Annotated in this window: 17 protein-coding genes; 4 read left to right on the top strand and 13 right to left on the bottom strand. The window is 72.5% G+C overall.

Translation table 11 applies throughout. The features are described from left to right. Positions 1-109: 109 nt before the first annotated feature. Positions 110-508, bottom strand: coding sequence for an ATP-binding protein (locus tag ACF07S_RS25770; protein ID WP_391965956.1), 399 nt, complete (start codon positions 506-508; stop codon positions 110-112). A 432-nt stretch (positions 509-940) separates the two neighbouring features. Here ACF07S_RS25770 and ACF07S_RS25765 point away from each other — a divergent pair, with 432 nt between their 5' ends. Beyond that, positions 941-1816 (top strand): helix-turn-helix domain-containing protein, encoded by an 876-nt coding sequence (locus tag ACF07S_RS25765; protein ID WP_391965930.1) that lies wholly within the window; start codon positions 941-943, stop codon positions 1814-1816. Positions 1817-1873: 57 nt separating this feature from the next. Continuing rightward, positions 1874-2689, top strand: a complete 816-nt coding sequence (locus ACF07S_RS25760; RefSeq protein WP_391975215.1) for an SAM-dependent methyltransferase — start codon at positions 1874-1876, stop codon at positions 2687-2689. A gap of 268 nt (positions 2690-2957) precedes the next feature. Here the strand turns inward: ACF07S_RS25760 and ACF07S_RS25755 are convergent, their stop codons facing one another. Both ACF07S_RS25755 and ACF07S_RS25750 read right to left on the bottom strand, forming a co-directional pair. Continuing rightward, the gene (locus tag ACF07S_RS25755) at positions 2958-3887 is read right to left on the bottom strand and encodes a GNAT family N-acetyltransferase (protein WP_391965932.1); all 930 of its coding nucleotides are present in this window, start codon (positions 3885-3887) and stop codon (positions 2958-2960) included. Between the two features lie 125 nt (positions 3888-4012). Further along, entirely contained in the window at positions 4013-5002 is a 990-nt protein-coding gene (locus ACF07S_RS25750) for a helix-turn-helix transcriptional regulator (protein ID WP_391965933.1), read from the bottom strand. Positions 5003-5169: 167 nt separating this feature from the next. Between ACF07S_RS25750 and ACF07S_RS25745 the strand changes: the two genes are divergently transcribed. Then, entirely contained in the window at positions 5170-5328 is a 159-nt protein-coding gene (locus ACF07S_RS25745) for a hypothetical protein (RefSeq protein WP_391975214.1), read from the top strand. Continuing rightward, positions 5325-6482 (top strand): winged helix DNA-binding domain-containing protein, encoded by a 1158-nt coding sequence (locus ACF07S_RS25740; protein ID WP_391975213.1) that lies wholly within the window; start codon positions 5325-5327, stop codon positions 6480-6482. The genes ACF07S_RS25745 and ACF07S_RS25740 overlap by 4 nt, the downstream gene beginning before the upstream one ends. Here ACF07S_RS25740 and ACF07S_RS25735 read toward each other — a convergent pair. From ACF07S_RS25735 to ACF07S_RS25690, 10 genes are all read right to left on the bottom strand, one after another. Then, the gene (locus ACF07S_RS25735; protein ID WP_391975212.1) at positions 6448-7254 is read right to left on the bottom strand and encodes an enoyl-CoA hydratase/isomerase family protein; all 807 of its coding nucleotides are present in this window, start codon (positions 7252-7254) and stop codon (positions 6448-6450) included. The two genes, ACF07S_RS25740 and ACF07S_RS25735, sit on opposite strands and share 35 nt — an antisense overlap. Then, entirely contained in the window at positions 7251-8516 is a 1266-nt protein-coding gene (locus ACF07S_RS25730; protein WP_391965937.1) for a cytochrome P450, read from the bottom strand. The genes ACF07S_RS25735 and ACF07S_RS25730 overlap by 4 nt, the downstream gene beginning before the upstream one ends. Positions 8517-8624: 108 nt before the next feature. Then, positions 8625-9923, bottom strand: coding sequence for a cytochrome P450 (locus ACF07S_RS25725; RefSeq protein WP_391965938.1), 1299 nt, complete (start codon positions 9921-9923; stop codon positions 8625-8627). A 100-nt stretch (positions 9924-10023) separates the two neighbouring features. Further along, positions 10024-10626 (bottom strand): ATP/GTP-binding protein, encoded by a 603-nt coding sequence (locus ACF07S_RS25720; RefSeq protein WP_391965939.1) that lies wholly within the window; start codon positions 10624-10626, stop codon positions 10024-10026. After that, complete coding sequence (locus ACF07S_RS25715; protein ID WP_391965940.1) at positions 10601-10975, bottom strand: DUF742 domain-containing protein; 375 nt, start codon at positions 10973-10975, stop codon at positions 10601-10603. Before ACF07S_RS25715 ends, ACF07S_RS25720 begins: the two co-directional genes overlap by 26 nt. Continuing rightward, on the bottom strand, positions 10972-11373 hold the full coding sequence (locus ACF07S_RS25710) for a roadblock/LC7 domain-containing protein (protein ID WP_391975211.1): 402 nt from the start codon (positions 11371-11373) through the stop codon (positions 10972-10974). Before ACF07S_RS25710 ends, ACF07S_RS25715 begins: the two co-directional genes overlap by 4 nt. Next, positions 11370-12581, bottom strand: a complete 1212-nt coding sequence (locus ACF07S_RS25705; protein ID WP_391965942.1) for an ATP-binding protein — start codon at positions 12579-12581, stop codon at positions 11370-11372. The genes ACF07S_RS25710 and ACF07S_RS25705 overlap by 4 nt, the downstream gene beginning before the upstream one ends. A gap of 540 nt (positions 12582-13121) precedes the next feature. After that, positions 13122-13277, bottom strand: a complete 156-nt coding sequence (locus ACF07S_RS25700; RefSeq protein WP_391975210.1) for a hypothetical protein — start codon at positions 13275-13277, stop codon at positions 13122-13124. Then, positions 13277-13753 (bottom strand): hypothetical protein, encoded by a 477-nt coding sequence (locus ACF07S_RS25695; RefSeq protein WP_391975209.1) that lies wholly within the window; start codon positions 13751-13753, stop codon positions 13277-13279. Before ACF07S_RS25695 ends, ACF07S_RS25700 begins: the two co-directional genes overlap by 1 nt. Before the next feature lie 193 nt (positions 13754-13946). Further along, positions 13947-14255 (bottom strand): acyl carrier protein (locus ACF07S_RS25690; RefSeq protein ID WP_391965945.1); only part of this gene is annotated, 309 nt, incomplete at its 5' end.

Raw genomic sequence — 14255 nt, 5'->3', positions numbered from 1 at the left:
CCGGCCGCGTCTTCCGCCCACCCGGCGACGGGGGCGGGGGACCCGGCGCCGGGTGGGAGCGGCCCGAGTCGTGCGGCACAGGCGGCCACGGTCGCGAGGGGCCGGCCCGTCAGGGCCGCGCGTGCGGCTCCTGGGACGGGGAGCGCAGCGGGAGTTCGGCCCAGACGACGCGGCCGTGCCCGCCCGGGGCGCGGCCGACCCCCCAGTCGCTGCCGAGCGCGTCGACCAGGAGCAGCCCCCGGCCGTTCTGGTCGTCGGGGCCCGGCCGGCGCAGGAAGGGCACTTCCGGCCCCCGGGCCTGGTCCTCGACCTCGATGCGGATCCGGTCCGCCATGACGTGCAGCCGGCACACGATCCGGTCGCCGGCCGAGTGGGTGAGCGCGTTGGTGACGAGCTCCGAGGTCACTACGACAGCGTTGTCGGACAGGTCCTGGCCGACACCCCGCGCGGCGAGCAGCTCACGCACGCCCGCACGGACGGTGCGCACGGACGCCGGGACCGCGGGCAGGTCGAACGTGCGGGCCGCACGACGGGCCGGGGCCCCGGCGGAGGGCCCGGAGGCGAGCCGGCCGTGGCCGTCCGGCTGGGGGAGTGGAGCCGTCTGCCCGCCTCCGGGCAGTCTGGGGGAGAACTCGTTCCCGGCATGATGCGGCGGCCTGTGTAAGGGGAGCCGAGCCATCTCCGTGGGCCTTTCGTCTGCCTTGCGCACCGGGATCCGTCACGTACCGGCCGTGGTCGACCGGCCGGTTCCGTACGGCCTCCAGCGGACCGGGGGAACAGTGGGGACACTCTGGCACCGGTCAACCGCGACTCGCAACCAGCAAGTTGAAATTTGCATTCAGCTGCGCGCATCCTGCTGCGATCCAGTGACCGCATGTGTCCGTGCCGAGTGGTCGCATGAGACGGTGAGCCCGGAACACCCGATGTGAGGGAGCAAGGCGTGACCGCGGAGACCGACTGGGGCGGAGCCCCTTCCGTCCTGCGCATGATCCTCGGCAGACAGCTGGAGGAATTACGCAACCGTGCCGGTCTGACCTACGAGCAGGCGGGCACGGCCATCGGGGTCAGCCACTCCACGATCCGCCGGATGGAGGCCGCCAAGGTGGCGCGGCTCCGGCTGGCGGACGCCGAGAAGCTGCTCCGGGTCTACGGCGTGACGGACGAGCAGGAGATCGACACCTTCCTGAAGTCCGTCCGCGAGGCCAACAAGCGTGGGTGGTGGCACACCTACCGCGACGTCATGCCGGACTGGTTCGCGGCCTATCTGAGCCTGGAGCAGGCGGCACTGCAGATCCGCGCCTACCAGAGCCAGTTCGTCCACGGGCTGCTGCAGACCGAGGCGTACGCGCGCGCCCTGCTGACCGCCTCCGCCCCGCACGCCCCGGCCGGGGCGACCGAGCGCCGGGTGGCGCTGCGGCTGCGCCGGCAGGAACTGCTGAGACGCGAGACACCACCGCGGGTGTGGGTGGTGATGGACGAGACCGTGCTCCGGTGGCCGGTCGGGGGCGCGGAGGTGATGCGCGCCCAGATCGACCACCTCATCGAGGTCCAGCGGCTGCCCCAGGTGACGCTGCAGATCATGCCGTTCGCCAACGGCCCGCACCCGGCCATGCGCGCCGGTGCCTTCCAGCTCTTCCGCTTCCGGGCACGTGAACTGCCCGACGTCGTCTACCTCAGCGGTCTGGTGGGCGCCGTCTACCTCGACAAGGGCGACGACGTCGTGGTCTACCGCGAGGCCCTCGACCGGCTGGGCGCGCAGGCGATGCCCCCGAAGCGGACCGAGGCCGTGCTCGGCCGGATCCGGAGGGACCTGTGACGCGCCCCGCCCACCGAGCCCTGCCCCAGACCACCGACTAGCGAAGGAGAACCGAAGGTGCCCGAGAACGGATGGTCGGCCGACCGCATCGACACCGAGAACGCGCATTCCGCGCGGATCTACGACTACATCCTCGGCGGCAAGGACTACTATCCGGCGGACCGGGAGGCGGGTGACGCCATGGCCCGGGAGTGGCCCGCGCTGCCCGTCCACATGCGCGCCAACCGGGACTGGATGAACCGGGCGGTGCGCTGGCTCGCCGAGGAAGCGGGGATACGCCAGTTCCTGGACATCGGCACCGGCATCCCCACCTCGCCGAACCTCCACGAGATCGCCCAGTCGGTGGCTCCCGACTCGCGCGTGGTCTACGTCGACAACGACCCCATCGTGCTCACCCTCTCCCAGGGCCTCCTGGCCAGCACGCCCGAGGGCAGGACGTCGTACATCGAGGCCGACTTCCGCGACCCGGCGAGCATCCTGGACGCCCCCGAACTGCGGGACACCCTCGACCTGGACCGGCCGGTGGCTCTGACCGTCATCGCCATCGCCCACTTCGTCCTCGACGAGGACGACGCCGTCGGCATCGTTCGGCGTCTGCTGGAGCCGCTCCCGCCGGGCAGCTACCTGGCCATGACGATCGGCACGGCGGAGTTCGCGCCCGACGAGGTGGGCCGGGTGGCCCGTGAGTACGCGGCCCGCAACATGCCGATGCGGCTGCGCACCCTCGACGAGGCCCACGAGTTCTTCGCGGGCCTGGACCTGGTCGAGCCGGGCATCGTCCAGGTCCACAAGTGGCACCCGGACGGCACCGGCGAGCAGGGCATCCGCGACCAGGACATCGCGATGTACGGAGCGGTCGCCCGCAAGCCGTAGCACCGTGCCGGGGCCCGGCCGCGGGCCCCGGCACGGGCCGTCGCCCGGCGGGCCGCACCCGTGCCGTACTCGCCGCCCACGCGTCGGCCGTCACCCGCCGCACCATGCCGGCGCCGGCCTCCCCGGAGCCGTGGACCCCTCCGGCGCCGGTCCGTGGGCGCGGCCCGGCCCCCATGCGCCACCGGCCCGGTTCCACCGGCCCGGCGACGGCCGCCTCGGCGGGCCCCGCAGGCGACCGGTGCCCTTTCGGCCGGCCCCCGGACGGCCGTCAGCCCTTCACCGTCGTCTCCCAGGTGTCGACCGCGTAATGCACCGTCATCCCGTGGCGCTCGTACAGGCGGGGGGCGCCGGTGGCGTTCTCCGTGTCCACGCCGAGCCCGACGGTGTCCCGCCCCCGCTCCGCGAAGGCCGCGAACGCGTGCCGCAGCAGGAAACCGCCCAGTCCCCGCCCCCGGGCCGCGGGCAGCACCCCGATGCCGCGGATCCACCCCATGGCCGCGCGGTCGTCGCGTGCGAGCAGGAAGCCGGCGTCCCCCAGGTCGTCGGTGGCGACGATCCACACCAGGGACCAGTCCAGTGCACCGGCGTCGATGTCGTGCAGCCACTGGTCGTACGGGCGCGGCTGGAAGTCGAAGTGATCGGCGAAGGACGCCTGGTACAGCTCGTGCACGCGCAACCGGTCCGCCTCGGCGGCGCAGGCGCGCATGCGCACGCCGGCCGGGACCTCCGGCAGCCGGTCCCGCACGCGGTCCACGGCACGGCGCAGCACGTGGTACCGGCGCACCACCCGCCAGCCGCGTGCCCGCAGCAGCCCGGTGTCGAGGGTGGGCGCCACGTTGAGGTGCAGGTGCACCACGGCCCGCCCGGCGCCGTTCTCCCGGGCCTTCTCCAGCGCCCTGGCCTCCATCGCCTCCAGCATCCGGGCTGCGGCCGGCTGGTGTGCGGGCAGGACGTACTGGTCGATGTCGATGCGCTCACCGTCGGACTCGTCCCACAGCAACCCGTACGCCACCGGCCGGTCCCCCTCCAGCACGAGCCAGGAGTCGCGCTCCAGATCGGCCCCGGGATGCTTCAGATCGGCCTCGACGCTGTGCAGATCGGTCTCGGGCCGGCCGATCTCGATCTCGTCGACCCTGTTGAGGAGTTCGGTGATGGCGGGCGCGTCGGCGAGCGTGGCGGGACGCTGTGAGGTGGGCATGAGGACCAAGGGTCGAGGGCCGGAGCCCGCGGCGCAACGGGTTTTCCCGGCGGCGGCACCCGACGCGGGCCGACAGGCCGCGGTACGGGTGGCGGGGCTCGGACCGCGGCCGGGGCGGCGGGTGTTCAGACCGCGGCACGGGCGTAACGGCGGGCCAGGAGCGCGAAGGCGTCCTTCAGCTCCTGCGGGCCGACGGCCTCGATTCCGGCGTCGAAGCGTCCGAAGGCGGCGGCCAGGGCCGGCCACGACCAGGAGCCCAGGACCACCCGGCAGCGGTCCGGGCCGAGCCCTTCGACGACCGCGTCCTGGGCGAAGCGGGACACGGTGGCGGCGGGCAGCGCGAGGACCGCCTCGCCGCGGCAGGGCCACTCGCCCGAGCCCTCCCCGCCCCGGAACCGGCCGGCGACGAAGGCGGCCACGTCACCCCCGGGCACCTCCCGCGGCGTGAACCGGGGCCCGGTGGGGGTGCGCGGGGTGATCCGGTCGACGCGGAACGTACGCCAGTCGGCGCGGTCGAGGTCGTAGGCGACCAGGTACCAGCGCCCGCCCCGGGTGACGAGGTGGTGCGGCTCGACCCGGCGCGGCGGACCGGCCGCCGGCCCTCCCGGCCCGTCTTCCGGCGGAGCGGCGGGGGTGTGGTCCAGGCGCAGTACCTCGCGGGCGTGCACGGCCGCGCTCAGCGCCACGAGCACGGCGCCGTCGACGGGCGGGTGCGGCCGCTCGACGGGCCGCCCGACGGCGGTGACCCGGAGCATGTCGACGCGGTGGCGCAGCCGCTCGGGCATCACCTGCCGGACGGTGGCCAGCGCACGCTCGGCGTCCTCCCCGACGGCGGCGCCGGTGACGGCGGCCGTCCGGAGCGCGACGGCGAGGGCGACGGCCTGCTCGTCGTCGAACAGCAGTGGCGGCAGCCGGGTGCCCGCACCCAGCCGGTAACCACCGTCGGGTCCTTTGAACGCCGCGACGGGATAGCCCAGTTCGCGCAGCCGGTCGACGTCACGGCGCACCGTCCGCGCGCTGACGCCCAGCCGCTCGGCCAGCAGCGCCCCCGGCCAGTCGCGACGTGCCTGGAGCAGGGACAGCAGGGACAGCAGTCGCGCGGAGGTCTTCGGCATGTGGCCGATTCTCCCCCGGACAGCGGACACATCCTGACCGCTGTCCCTGCGACGGTTCTCCTCTCCGGGACCGACGACGCACCGGAGGACCGACGGACCGCGCACAGCAGGACCACGCACAGAAGCACCAGGCACAGAAGGACCAGGCACGGAAGGACCCGATCACCGTGACAGCCGCCACCACGCCCCGGCCCGCTCCCGACGGCGAGCGGGCCGACCTCGTCGCCGCGCTCGCCGCCGCCCTGACGGCCGCCACGCCCCGCGCACACCGCACCGCACCGGCCCGGACACCGACACCGACACCGACACCGGAGAGAATCCGATGACCCTCCTCACCACGCGGGCGCTCAACCGCGCGACACTGGCCCGGCAACTGCTCCTGGACCGCGCGGACACACCGGTCCTGGACGCCGTGGGCCACCTGTGCGGCCTGCAGGCGCAGGAACCGCAGGAGCCGTTCACCGGCCTCTTCTCACGGCTGCGCGCCTTCGACCCGGCCGCGCTGGACCGCCTGCTCACCGGCCGGCACCTGGTGCGGACCCACCTCATGCGCCGCACCGTCCACCTCGTCACCGCGCACGACGCGCTGGCCTGGCGCACCCGCCACGAAGCCATGCTGCGCGGGCGCGTCCTGGGCGTCTACCGCCGGGACCTCGCCGGAGTGGACCTCGATGACCTCGCCGCGGCAGGCCGGGAGGTGATGGCCGACGGCGAGCCGCGCTCGATGGGCGACCTCGCGCGGGAGGTCGCCGCGCGCCGGCCGGTGCCGGCGGGACGCGCGCTGGGGGAGATGCTGGTCGCCGCGCTCCTGCCGGTGGCGCAGCTGCCGCCGCGCGGGCTGTGGCGGACCCGGGCCGGGGTGCGCAACGCGCTGCTCTCGTCCTGGCTGGGACGCGAGCCCGACCCGCTGCCGGCGGACCCCGCCGACCCCGTGGGCCAGGATCTGCTGCGGCGCTACCTCGCCGCGTTCGGCCCCGCCGCCTCGGCCGACCTGCGTGCCTGGTGCGGCCTGGCCGGACTGCCTGCCGCCGTCGCGGCGCTGCGGGAGGAACTGGTCGCCTTCCGGGACGAGCGCGGCCGGGAACTGCTCGACCTGCCCGACGCGCCGCGTCCCGATCCGGACACCCCCGCCCCGGTGCGGTTCCTGCCCGCCTTCGACAACGCCGTCCTCGGCTACCACGACCGGGGCAGGATCATCGACGACGCCCACCGCGGCCTGTCGGTCGCCGGTGAACGCGTCGTGCTGGTCGACGGCCGGGTCGCCGCGACCTGGCGGGCCGACGCCGGCACCGTGAGCGTCACCCCGCTGGCCCCCCTCTCCCGGGCGGACCGGGAGGCCGTGGACGAGGAGGGGCGGGCGCTGGCGTCGTTCCTCCACGACGGCGGCGGGAGCGTGCGGATCGGAGCGTCCCCTCGCCGGGGGGCGCCCCCGCCGGCGAGGCGGGTCAGGTGGCGGGGCGTACCCGGCGCTGCTCGGTGAGGACCGCCGTCATGATCTCCGGGTCGAGTACCGAGGCGTCGGCCAGCCGCGTGGCGGCGGTGAAGGAGTTCAGCAGGGTCTTGGTGACGCGCAGCGCGGGGCCGGGCCGCCGCAGGACGGGCCTGACCAGATCGGCGACGGCGGCGTCGAGGGAGTCCTCGGGCACCACCCGCTGCAGGATCGACAGCGTGCCCGCCTCCGCGGCGTCGACGACGCGTCCGGTCAGGATGATGTCGCGCACGCGGGCGGCGCCCGCCTCGCTGATCAGGCGGGGGAGCAGTCCGCCCCAGGCGGTCGGCAGGCCCAGGGCCAGTTCGGGCAGCCGGAAGGTGGCGGTGTCGGCGCCCACCCGCAGGTCGCAGGCGAGGGCGAGGGCCAGCCCGGCACCGATGGCCCGGCCCTGGACGCGGGCGACGGTGACGGCGGGGTTGGCGGTGAGCGCGTCGCACACCCGCCGGGCCCTGATCCCGGAGGCGCGGACGCCGCTGCCGGACGGGTCGTGGGCGAGGTGCTCGGCGAACTCGTCGCGGTCGCCGCCGAGACAGAAGTCGTCGCCGGCGGCGGCCAGCACCAGGACCCGCACCTCGGGATCCTGGTGGTCCAGGACGGTGAGGAGGTCGTCCAGCATGGCGTCGGTGACGGCGTTGCCCTCCTCGGGGACGTTCAGTTCGACGGTGAGGAGGGGGCCCTGGCGGCGGGTGCGCAGGGTCTTGAGTATCTGTTCCGCACCGGGGGGTTCGGAAGAGCGCTGAGCGAGGGGCAGGACGTTCATGTCGTGACTTTCAGGGAGGTGATACGGCGGAAGACGACCCGGGAGGTGTCGTACGAGGGAGGCGCGGTGGGCCGCAGCGTGGGGAAACGCTCCAGCAGCTGGGCGAGCAGCTCACGGGCCTCGAGCCGGGCGAGGGCCGCGCCGAGGCAGTAGTGGGCGCCGCCGCCGAAGGTGAGGTGGCCGCCGCCGCGCCGGATGTCGAAGACGTGCGGGTCGGGGTTGCGGCGGGGGTCGTGGGCGGCCGCCCCGTACAGCACATGGACGGTGGTGTCCTTGGCGATGGGAGTGCCGGCCAGGACGGTGTCGTCGGCGGCGACACGGGAGTTGAGCCACACGGGCGGGTCGTAGCGCAGGGTCTCCTCGACCGCGTCCTCGAGGTGCTGCGGGTGCGTGCGCAGCCACTCCGCACGGGCCGGGTCCTGGGTCAGCAGCCACACGGCGTTGGCCAGCAGGACCGCGCTGGTCTCCAGCGAGGCGATGGTGATGAACATCGTCAGGTCGTAGATCACCTGGTCCGCGGTGGCCCGGTCGTCGGGGTACTGGGCGTCCCAGTAGTGGATCCAGCCGGTCAGGACATCGTTGCCAGGGCGGGCGCGGCGCTCTCGGACCAGGGTGGTGAAGAAGGCTCGCATCTCCAGTGTGGCCTGGGCCGATACGGCGAGTTCGCTCTTGGTCGGCAGCAGTTCCTGGGCGTAGACCTGCCGGTGGGTGAAGTCCAGGATGTGTCCGTAGTGCTCCGCGGGGATGCCGAGCCACTCGCCGACGGTCCGTACGGGGAGCTGCTCGCTGACGATGCGGACGAAGTCCGCCTCCCCGTCGGTGCGCAGCCGTTCGCCGAGGTCGTCCAGCAGGGTGGCGGCCAGGGCGGCGATCCTCGGACGGATGGCCTCCAGGGCGCCGCGGTCGAACGGGTTGCCCAGGGCGCGCCGCTGGCAGGTGTGGGTGGGCGCGTTGAGACGGATGAGCGTGCGGGTCATTTCCTGGGTGGCGAGGGCCTGCCAGCGCTCCGGGTCCGGCTGGCGTTCCTGCCAGGCGAAGTCCGGCACCAGCCAGTTCCTGCCGCGCAGGACCTGGCTGCATGCCTCGAACCCGGTGACGAAGTAGCCGCCCCAGGGGGCACGTACGACGTCACCCAGGGCGCGCATCTCCTCCCAGATGGGGAGGGGGTTGGCGTGTCCTTCGCCGGAACGCAGGCGGCGGAGGAGGGAGATGACGGCTCGGCGGTCGGCGGTGGTGCCGCGTATATCGCCAACGGCGGTCACGCAGAGCTCCTTTGGCTGGGCGCTACCGAAATGCACACCGCCGGAACCTACCCCTTCTCCCTCCGGTGTCATGCGCCCCAGTGTGTTGCTCCCGTCACATGCAGTGCATCAGACACGGAAGATGTCCAGGAAACTGCTCCAGAATCCCTTCTTGCGGGCCGGTTCCTGGCGCGAGGGGGCGGACGCGGCCGCCGGGAGCGGCTGCGCGCTTCCCGCCGCGGCCCGGTCCTGGAGCGCGGCCGCCATCCGGGTGGCCGGCGTGGGACTGAACGTCACGGGCAGGGCGACCAGGGCCCGGTGGAACGGTCCGGGCCGCCACTGCAGCTCCCGCCCGGGCACGGCCAGGGTGAGGTCGGGCAGCGCGTTGAGGAGCCGTTCGATCGCGGTGGTCGCGATGACCTGTGCCGGGTCCTTGGCGGGGCAGGCGTGCGGACCGGCCCCCCACGCCAGATGGGCGCCCTTGCTGTGGGCGAGGCGGGCCTCGGCCAGCGCGGGGTCGCTGTTGGCGCCCGCGAAGGAGATCACGACCGGGGTGTTGGCCTCCACCACGTAGCCGCCCAGGTCCACGTCCTGCACCGGGTAGTGGGTGGCGTAGTTGGCGATGGGCGTCTGGTTCCACAGCACGTGATCGAGCGCCTCCTCGATCAGCATGCCGCTCTGCCGTCCGCCCGCGCCGGACAGCAGCAGCACCAGGGCGTTGCCGATGAGGTTGCGCTCGGGCTCGACGCCCGCGCCCATCAGCATCACCAGCTGGTCCTTCAGCTCCTCGTCGGTCAGCCCGGCCGGGTGCTGGATCAGCCACGAGGTGACGTCGTCACCGGGCTGGCGCCGCTTGAGCGCGATCAGCTCCATGAGGCAGGCGGTGAGGTCCCCGTTCGCGCGCACCGCGTCCTTGCCGTCGAAGATCGCCGACATGGAGGTGGTGAGGGTGTCACCGATGTCCGCCGGGCAGCCGAACAGCTTGTTGAACAGCAGCAGGGGCAGCAGCTTGGCGTAGTCGTTGAGGAGATCGGCGCGGCCCCGCTCGCTGAACTGGTCGAGGAGGTAGTCGGCGATCGGCTCGACGTCCCGCCGGATCCGGGTGATGTTGAGCTGGGCCAGGCTGTCCACCACGGCCTTGCGCAGCCGCAGATGCACCGCACCGTCGGTGAACAGGCAGTTGGGCCGGTAGGCCATCATCGGCAGGACCGGGTTGTCCATGCCGATGCGGCCCTCGTTGAGAGCCTTCCAGCGGCGGGCGTCGCGCGCGAACAGCTCGGTGTTCTGCAGCACCCGCAGGGCCGTCTCGTGGCCCACGACCAGCGTGGCGTCCGCGCCGGGGGCGAGTTCGACGGGACCGGCCGGCGCCTGCGCGCGCAGCCGGTCGTAGACCCCCTGGGGATCCGCGGCGAACGAGGCGTCGTGCATGGGGCATCTGCTGACGGTGGCGGCAGACGTGGGTTGAGGATCCATAAGTCTTCCTTAGTGATCCGGGAACGGCTGTTCCCGGGCCGGTGGCGCGGGGCGGTCAGGCCGCACGTTCGAGCAGATGTCTCACCAGCGCGATCAGCGCCTGGGCCGAGGACTGCTGGTCACGGGCGTCGCAGTAGACGACGGGAGTGTCCGGCAGCAGATCGAGCGCCTCACGCACCTCCGGCACGCTGTAGGTGGCAGCGGGGTCGAAGCAGTTGACGGCGATGGCGTACTCCAGGCCGTACCGCTCGATGAGGTCGATGACGGGGAAGGTCTCCTCCAGCCGCGCCGGGTCGACCAGGAGCAGTGCCCCGAGCGCGCCGCGGGCCATGTCCTCCCACAGCTGCATGAAGCGCTGCTGTCCCGGAGTGCCGAACAGGTACAGCACCAGGTCGTCGCTGAGGGTGAGGCGGCCGAAGTCCAGGGCGACCGTGGTGGTGGTCTTGTCCGTGACGCCCTTGAGGTCGTCGACATGGACAGACGCCTGGGTCATCTTCTCCTCGGTGCGCAGCGGAGTGATCTCCGACAGCGAACCGATGAAGGTCGTCTTGCCCACGGCGAAATGCCCGACGACCAGAATCTTGGCGGCATTGGTCACCGCGCTGGAGACGTAGATGGACTTCTGGGCCGTCTCAGCCGATGAGGGATTGGAGTCCATGCAGAACCTTCTCGAGGGTCGCTCTGTCAACGTTCTGGGCCCGGGGCGGCTCGGCCCGGCGCAGCAGGTGCCCCTGTTCGGATAAATCCGTGAGCAGCAGCCGGGCCACTCCGACGGGCAGGCCGAGGTGGCCCGCCACCTCGGCGACCGACAGGTAACCACCCGCGCACAGTTCCCAGATCGCCCTGACCTCGGGGCCGGCCCCCAGCGGAAGCGTCCGCTCGGGAGCCAGGGTGACCAGGGTGTGCAGCGCCAGTTCCTCCGACGACGGCAGGCTCCGGCCGCCCGTGATGACGTAGGAGCGGACGAAGCCGCTGGTGACGGGTGCTTCCTCACCGGGCGTCGTCATACGCCGACACCGTTGTCCGAACGGGGCGCCACGCTCATCGCCTTGCTCAGCGCCAGCACCGTCTTCTGCATGCGGAACGACACCGCCTCCATGTCGACGTCCGGCGCCGCCGACACGGCGAGGTAGGCGCCCGATCCGGCGGCGATGAGGAAGATCCAGCCGCCGTCGTACTCCAGCAGCGTCTGCTTCCAGATGCCGTGCCCCGCCCCCACGAAACCGGCGACCGCCCGGCTGAGGGACTGCATGGAACTCATCGCGGCGGCGTTCGTCTCGGCGTCGTCGCGTGAGATGTCGTCCGAACGCTGCAGCAGCAGGCCGTCACCCGAGACGAGGACCGCGTGGCGGGCACCACGCACCTCGAGCACGTCGTTCAGCACCCACGACAGGTCGGTGTTCACTGGTGGTCAGGTCCTTCCGTGGTGTTCGTGGTCCGCCCGAGATGAGTACCGCGCGCGAACGCCCCCAGGCGCGAAGCGGTCACCTCGCCGGCCGTCTCGGACGTCTGCTGGTCGAAAGCGGTCGTGTCCTCCGGGGCCGGCACCACCGAGATGGGCCCCTGACGCCGACGGCGCTTGGGCAGCCCGCCGGAGGTCGTGCCCACGACGTGGGAGGGACCCACCGGGACGGGTGCCAGCCGGTGCGGCGTGCTTTCCTCGTCCTGGGCCACGGGTTCCCGGACCGGCTCGGCGGGGGCGACGGCGTCGGCCGTCAGGAGCTCTTCCGGCACACGGATCACTGCACGCACTCCGCCGTAGGGGGACACCGAACCGACGGAGACGGTGAATCCGTAACGCGCGGCGAGCATGCCGCACACCGCGAACCCGAACCGGGGCGGGTCGCCGAGGCCGGTGATGTCGACCTGGCCGTCGGCGGACAGCAGGGCCGCCGCCCGGTCCTTGGTCTCCTGGTCCATGCCCAGACCGGCGTCGTCGACGATGAAGCACACACCCGTCGGCACGGCCTGGATGTTGACCTCGACCGGCGTGCCCGGAGCGCTGTACGTGGTCGCGTTGTCCAGCAGTTCGGCCAGCACCACCGCCACCGGCTCGACGGCCTTGCTGGAGACGGCGACGCTGACCTGAGCGTGGATGCCGACCCGGTTGAAGTCCTTGATGCGGCCCTGCGCACTGCGGGCCACGTCGTAGACGGTGGCCACGCCCTCACGTCGGCCCAGCCATCCGCCGCACAGCACCGAGATGCCCTTGGCCCGGCGGCTGAACTGGCTGCCGGTGTGGTCCACCGACATCAGGTCGGCCAGCACCTCGGTGTCGTCGCCGTACTTCCGTAGCAGCCCGTCGAGGAGCAGCTGCTGCTCCTCGGCGAGCGACTGGAGCGTGCCCATCGCGGACTTCAGTACGGCCTTGGTCGCCGACTCCGCGTTCGCCCGCACATCGGCGAGGTCGCCGCGGTGCTGGTTGTCCAAGGCGGCGATGTGCCCCTGCAACTGATCGATCCGGCCCTGGGCATGGCCCAGCCCCGTCTCCAAGTCCTTCTTTGTTCTTCGGAGCGCCAGGTTGGTTCTCCGCGCCCGCAGCACTGCGAACACCGCAGCGACGAGCACCACAAACAAGATCCACAGCAGTGGATCGCCGATCAATGACGTCATGAGACTCTCTTCAAGTCGCATCGCGCCGGGAGTGCGGACGGCCCGCGGGGTGTGTCCGGCCGTCGAGCGGCACGGACCCATGGGCGGACCAAGCCTCAACTCCTCGACGATGGGGCCTTAGAGACTGTCCCCCGTACGCGTTCATGACGCGCCGCCAGCCTACTGAAAGTCTGATGATCTTAACAGCTCGGCGAATGCAACACGCCTGCCCCAGGAGCTACTTGACGACTCTCACCAGACCCACACACCCGGGCCTGTTTCGGGCCGGTACGGGCCCGCGGGAACCCCGTTCCCCAAATGTCCCCGCATGGGCCGCATGGCCCGCGTGGCCGCAACGCCGCTGGTCACGGAGGTGGCGGGCACGGCCGACGGGGGTGGGCCACCCCTCGCCGGGAGCACTCTCGCGCCTCGACGGTCACGAGGCCGCCGGGCCCGGTCCCGGCGTGGAGGGCAACCGGCCCCGTGCGGGATGCCACGCGGGGCGGCCAGGGCACCCCGACGCCTGCCCGCCCCGCCCCGCCTCCGCCGTCACGCCTGCCGCTACGACTCCGCCCGCGAGTACGCCGTGAAGTCGGCCACGACCTCCGCGACGTGGGACCCGGCGGCCACCCGGCTGAGCACGCCGACGCGGACCAGGTCCATCGGCAGCGGGGTGGGATCCCGGTGGTCCGGTGGACGCCGGGCGATCTCCCGCATCAGATCAGTTCGAGACCGAACTTCAGCTCCGTCCGGGTGAGCCCCGAATAGCAGTACGCCGCTCTCACCGTGGAAACGAGTGGTGCCTTCCGCCCCGTGGCCAGTAGTGCGGAGTGGCAGGCCGCCAGGACCTCGGCACCTACGATGCGGCGATCCGAGGAACCGGCGTACAACTGTCCTGCGGTAACGGTCTCCTCGGGAGTGAGATCGACCAGCTCCACGCCACCGAGTTCCTGGAACTTGCGGACCGGGAAACCCGTGCCGTGTGCGTGGCCCCGGTCACACGACTCGTCCCAGCAGGTACGCATACTGCAAGCGACAGCGAATGCGACCGCGGGCGTGATGAGACGGATCGTCCCCGCCCGTGCCGCTTCCCGCAGGGCCGCTCCGTCCGGTGTGTGCCCCATAGCGATGTGATACAGCGAGAACGAGTCGGCCACGGCAACTTCGGCGGTCTCTAAGAAGTCACTCCGCATAGCCACTGCAATATCTCCTCGATGGTGACGCTGAGGGAAAGTCGGACAGGGAGTCCGCTCCGGCTGCCGTTCGGTGGTCACCGCGACCGGCACCTGCTCCGCCGGCCGGGCGCCGGCACGGTGGGCGGCCCCGGGGATGGACTGTGACTGTGGACGAGACCCGGCCGGCGGACACCGTCCGGGCCCGATGGTCTCAGGCACGGCCTCCGTCCCTCCCGCGCCGTGCGGTGCGGCGGGCGCGGGCCGCGCGCTGCCGCTGTGCCTGCTCCTTGGCGCTGTCCAGGCCGCTGGCTCCGCTCTCCACGGCGCTCACCGGTGCCGGCGGGCCGGCTTCGGTGCCGTCCGTGGTGTTTCGCAGGTCGGTCCGCGTGGACAGGTGGCGGGCCAGGTCCCGCACGGTGGGGTGGGCGAACAGGTCGACGACCGTGAGGTCGGTGCCGAAGGCGGTGTTGACGGCGTTCTGGGCGGTGATGAGCAGCAGGGAGTTGCCGCCCAGGTCGAA

Origin of the sequence: Streptomyces sp. NPDC016640, assembly GCF_043076215.1 — a bacterium.
GTDB lineage: Bacteria > Actinomycetota > Actinomycetes > Streptomycetales > Streptomycetaceae > Streptomyces.
This window is presented reverse-complemented; position numbering and strand designations above follow the sequence as displayed.

Coding starts and splice junctions, on each gene's coding strand:
- ACF07S_RS25735 (WP_391975212.1), bottom strand. CDS start 7,254: ATGAACGTCCTGCCCCTCGCTCAGCGCTCTTCCGAACCCCCCGGTGCG.
- ACF07S_RS25700 (WP_391975210.1), bottom strand. CDS start 13,277: ATGCGGGAGATCGCCCGGCGTCCACCGGACCACCGGGATCCCACCCCG.
- ACF07S_RS25740 (WP_391975213.1), top strand. CDS start 5,325: ATGACCCTCCTCACCACGCGGGCGCTCAACCGCGCGACACTGGCCCGG.
- ACF07S_RS25755 (WP_391965932.1), bottom strand. CDS start 3,887: ATGCCCACCTCACAGCGTCCCGCCACGCTCGCCGACGCGCCCGCCATC.
- ACF07S_RS25715 (WP_391965940.1), bottom strand. CDS start 10,975: ATGACGACGCCCGGTGAGGAAGCACCCGTCACCAGCGGCTTCGTCCGC.
- ACF07S_RS25750 (WP_391965933.1), bottom strand. CDS start 5,002: ATGCCGAAGACCTCCGCGCGACTGCTGTCCCTGCTGTCCCTGCTCCAG.
- ACF07S_RS25725 (WP_391965938.1), bottom strand. CDS start 9,923: ATGCACGACGCCTCGTTCGCCGCGGATCCCCAGGGGGTCTACGACCGG.
- ACF07S_RS25720 (WP_391965939.1), bottom strand. CDS start 10,626: ATGGACTCCAATCCCTCATCGGCTGAGACGGCCCAGAAGTCCATCTAC.
- ACF07S_RS25705 (WP_391965942.1), bottom strand. CDS start 12,581: ATGACGTCATTGATCGGCGATCCACTGCTGTGGATCTTGTTTGTGGTG.
- ACF07S_RS25695 (WP_391975209.1), bottom strand. CDS start 13,753: ATGCGGAGTGACTTCTTAGAGACCGCCGAAGTTGCCGTGGCCGACTCG.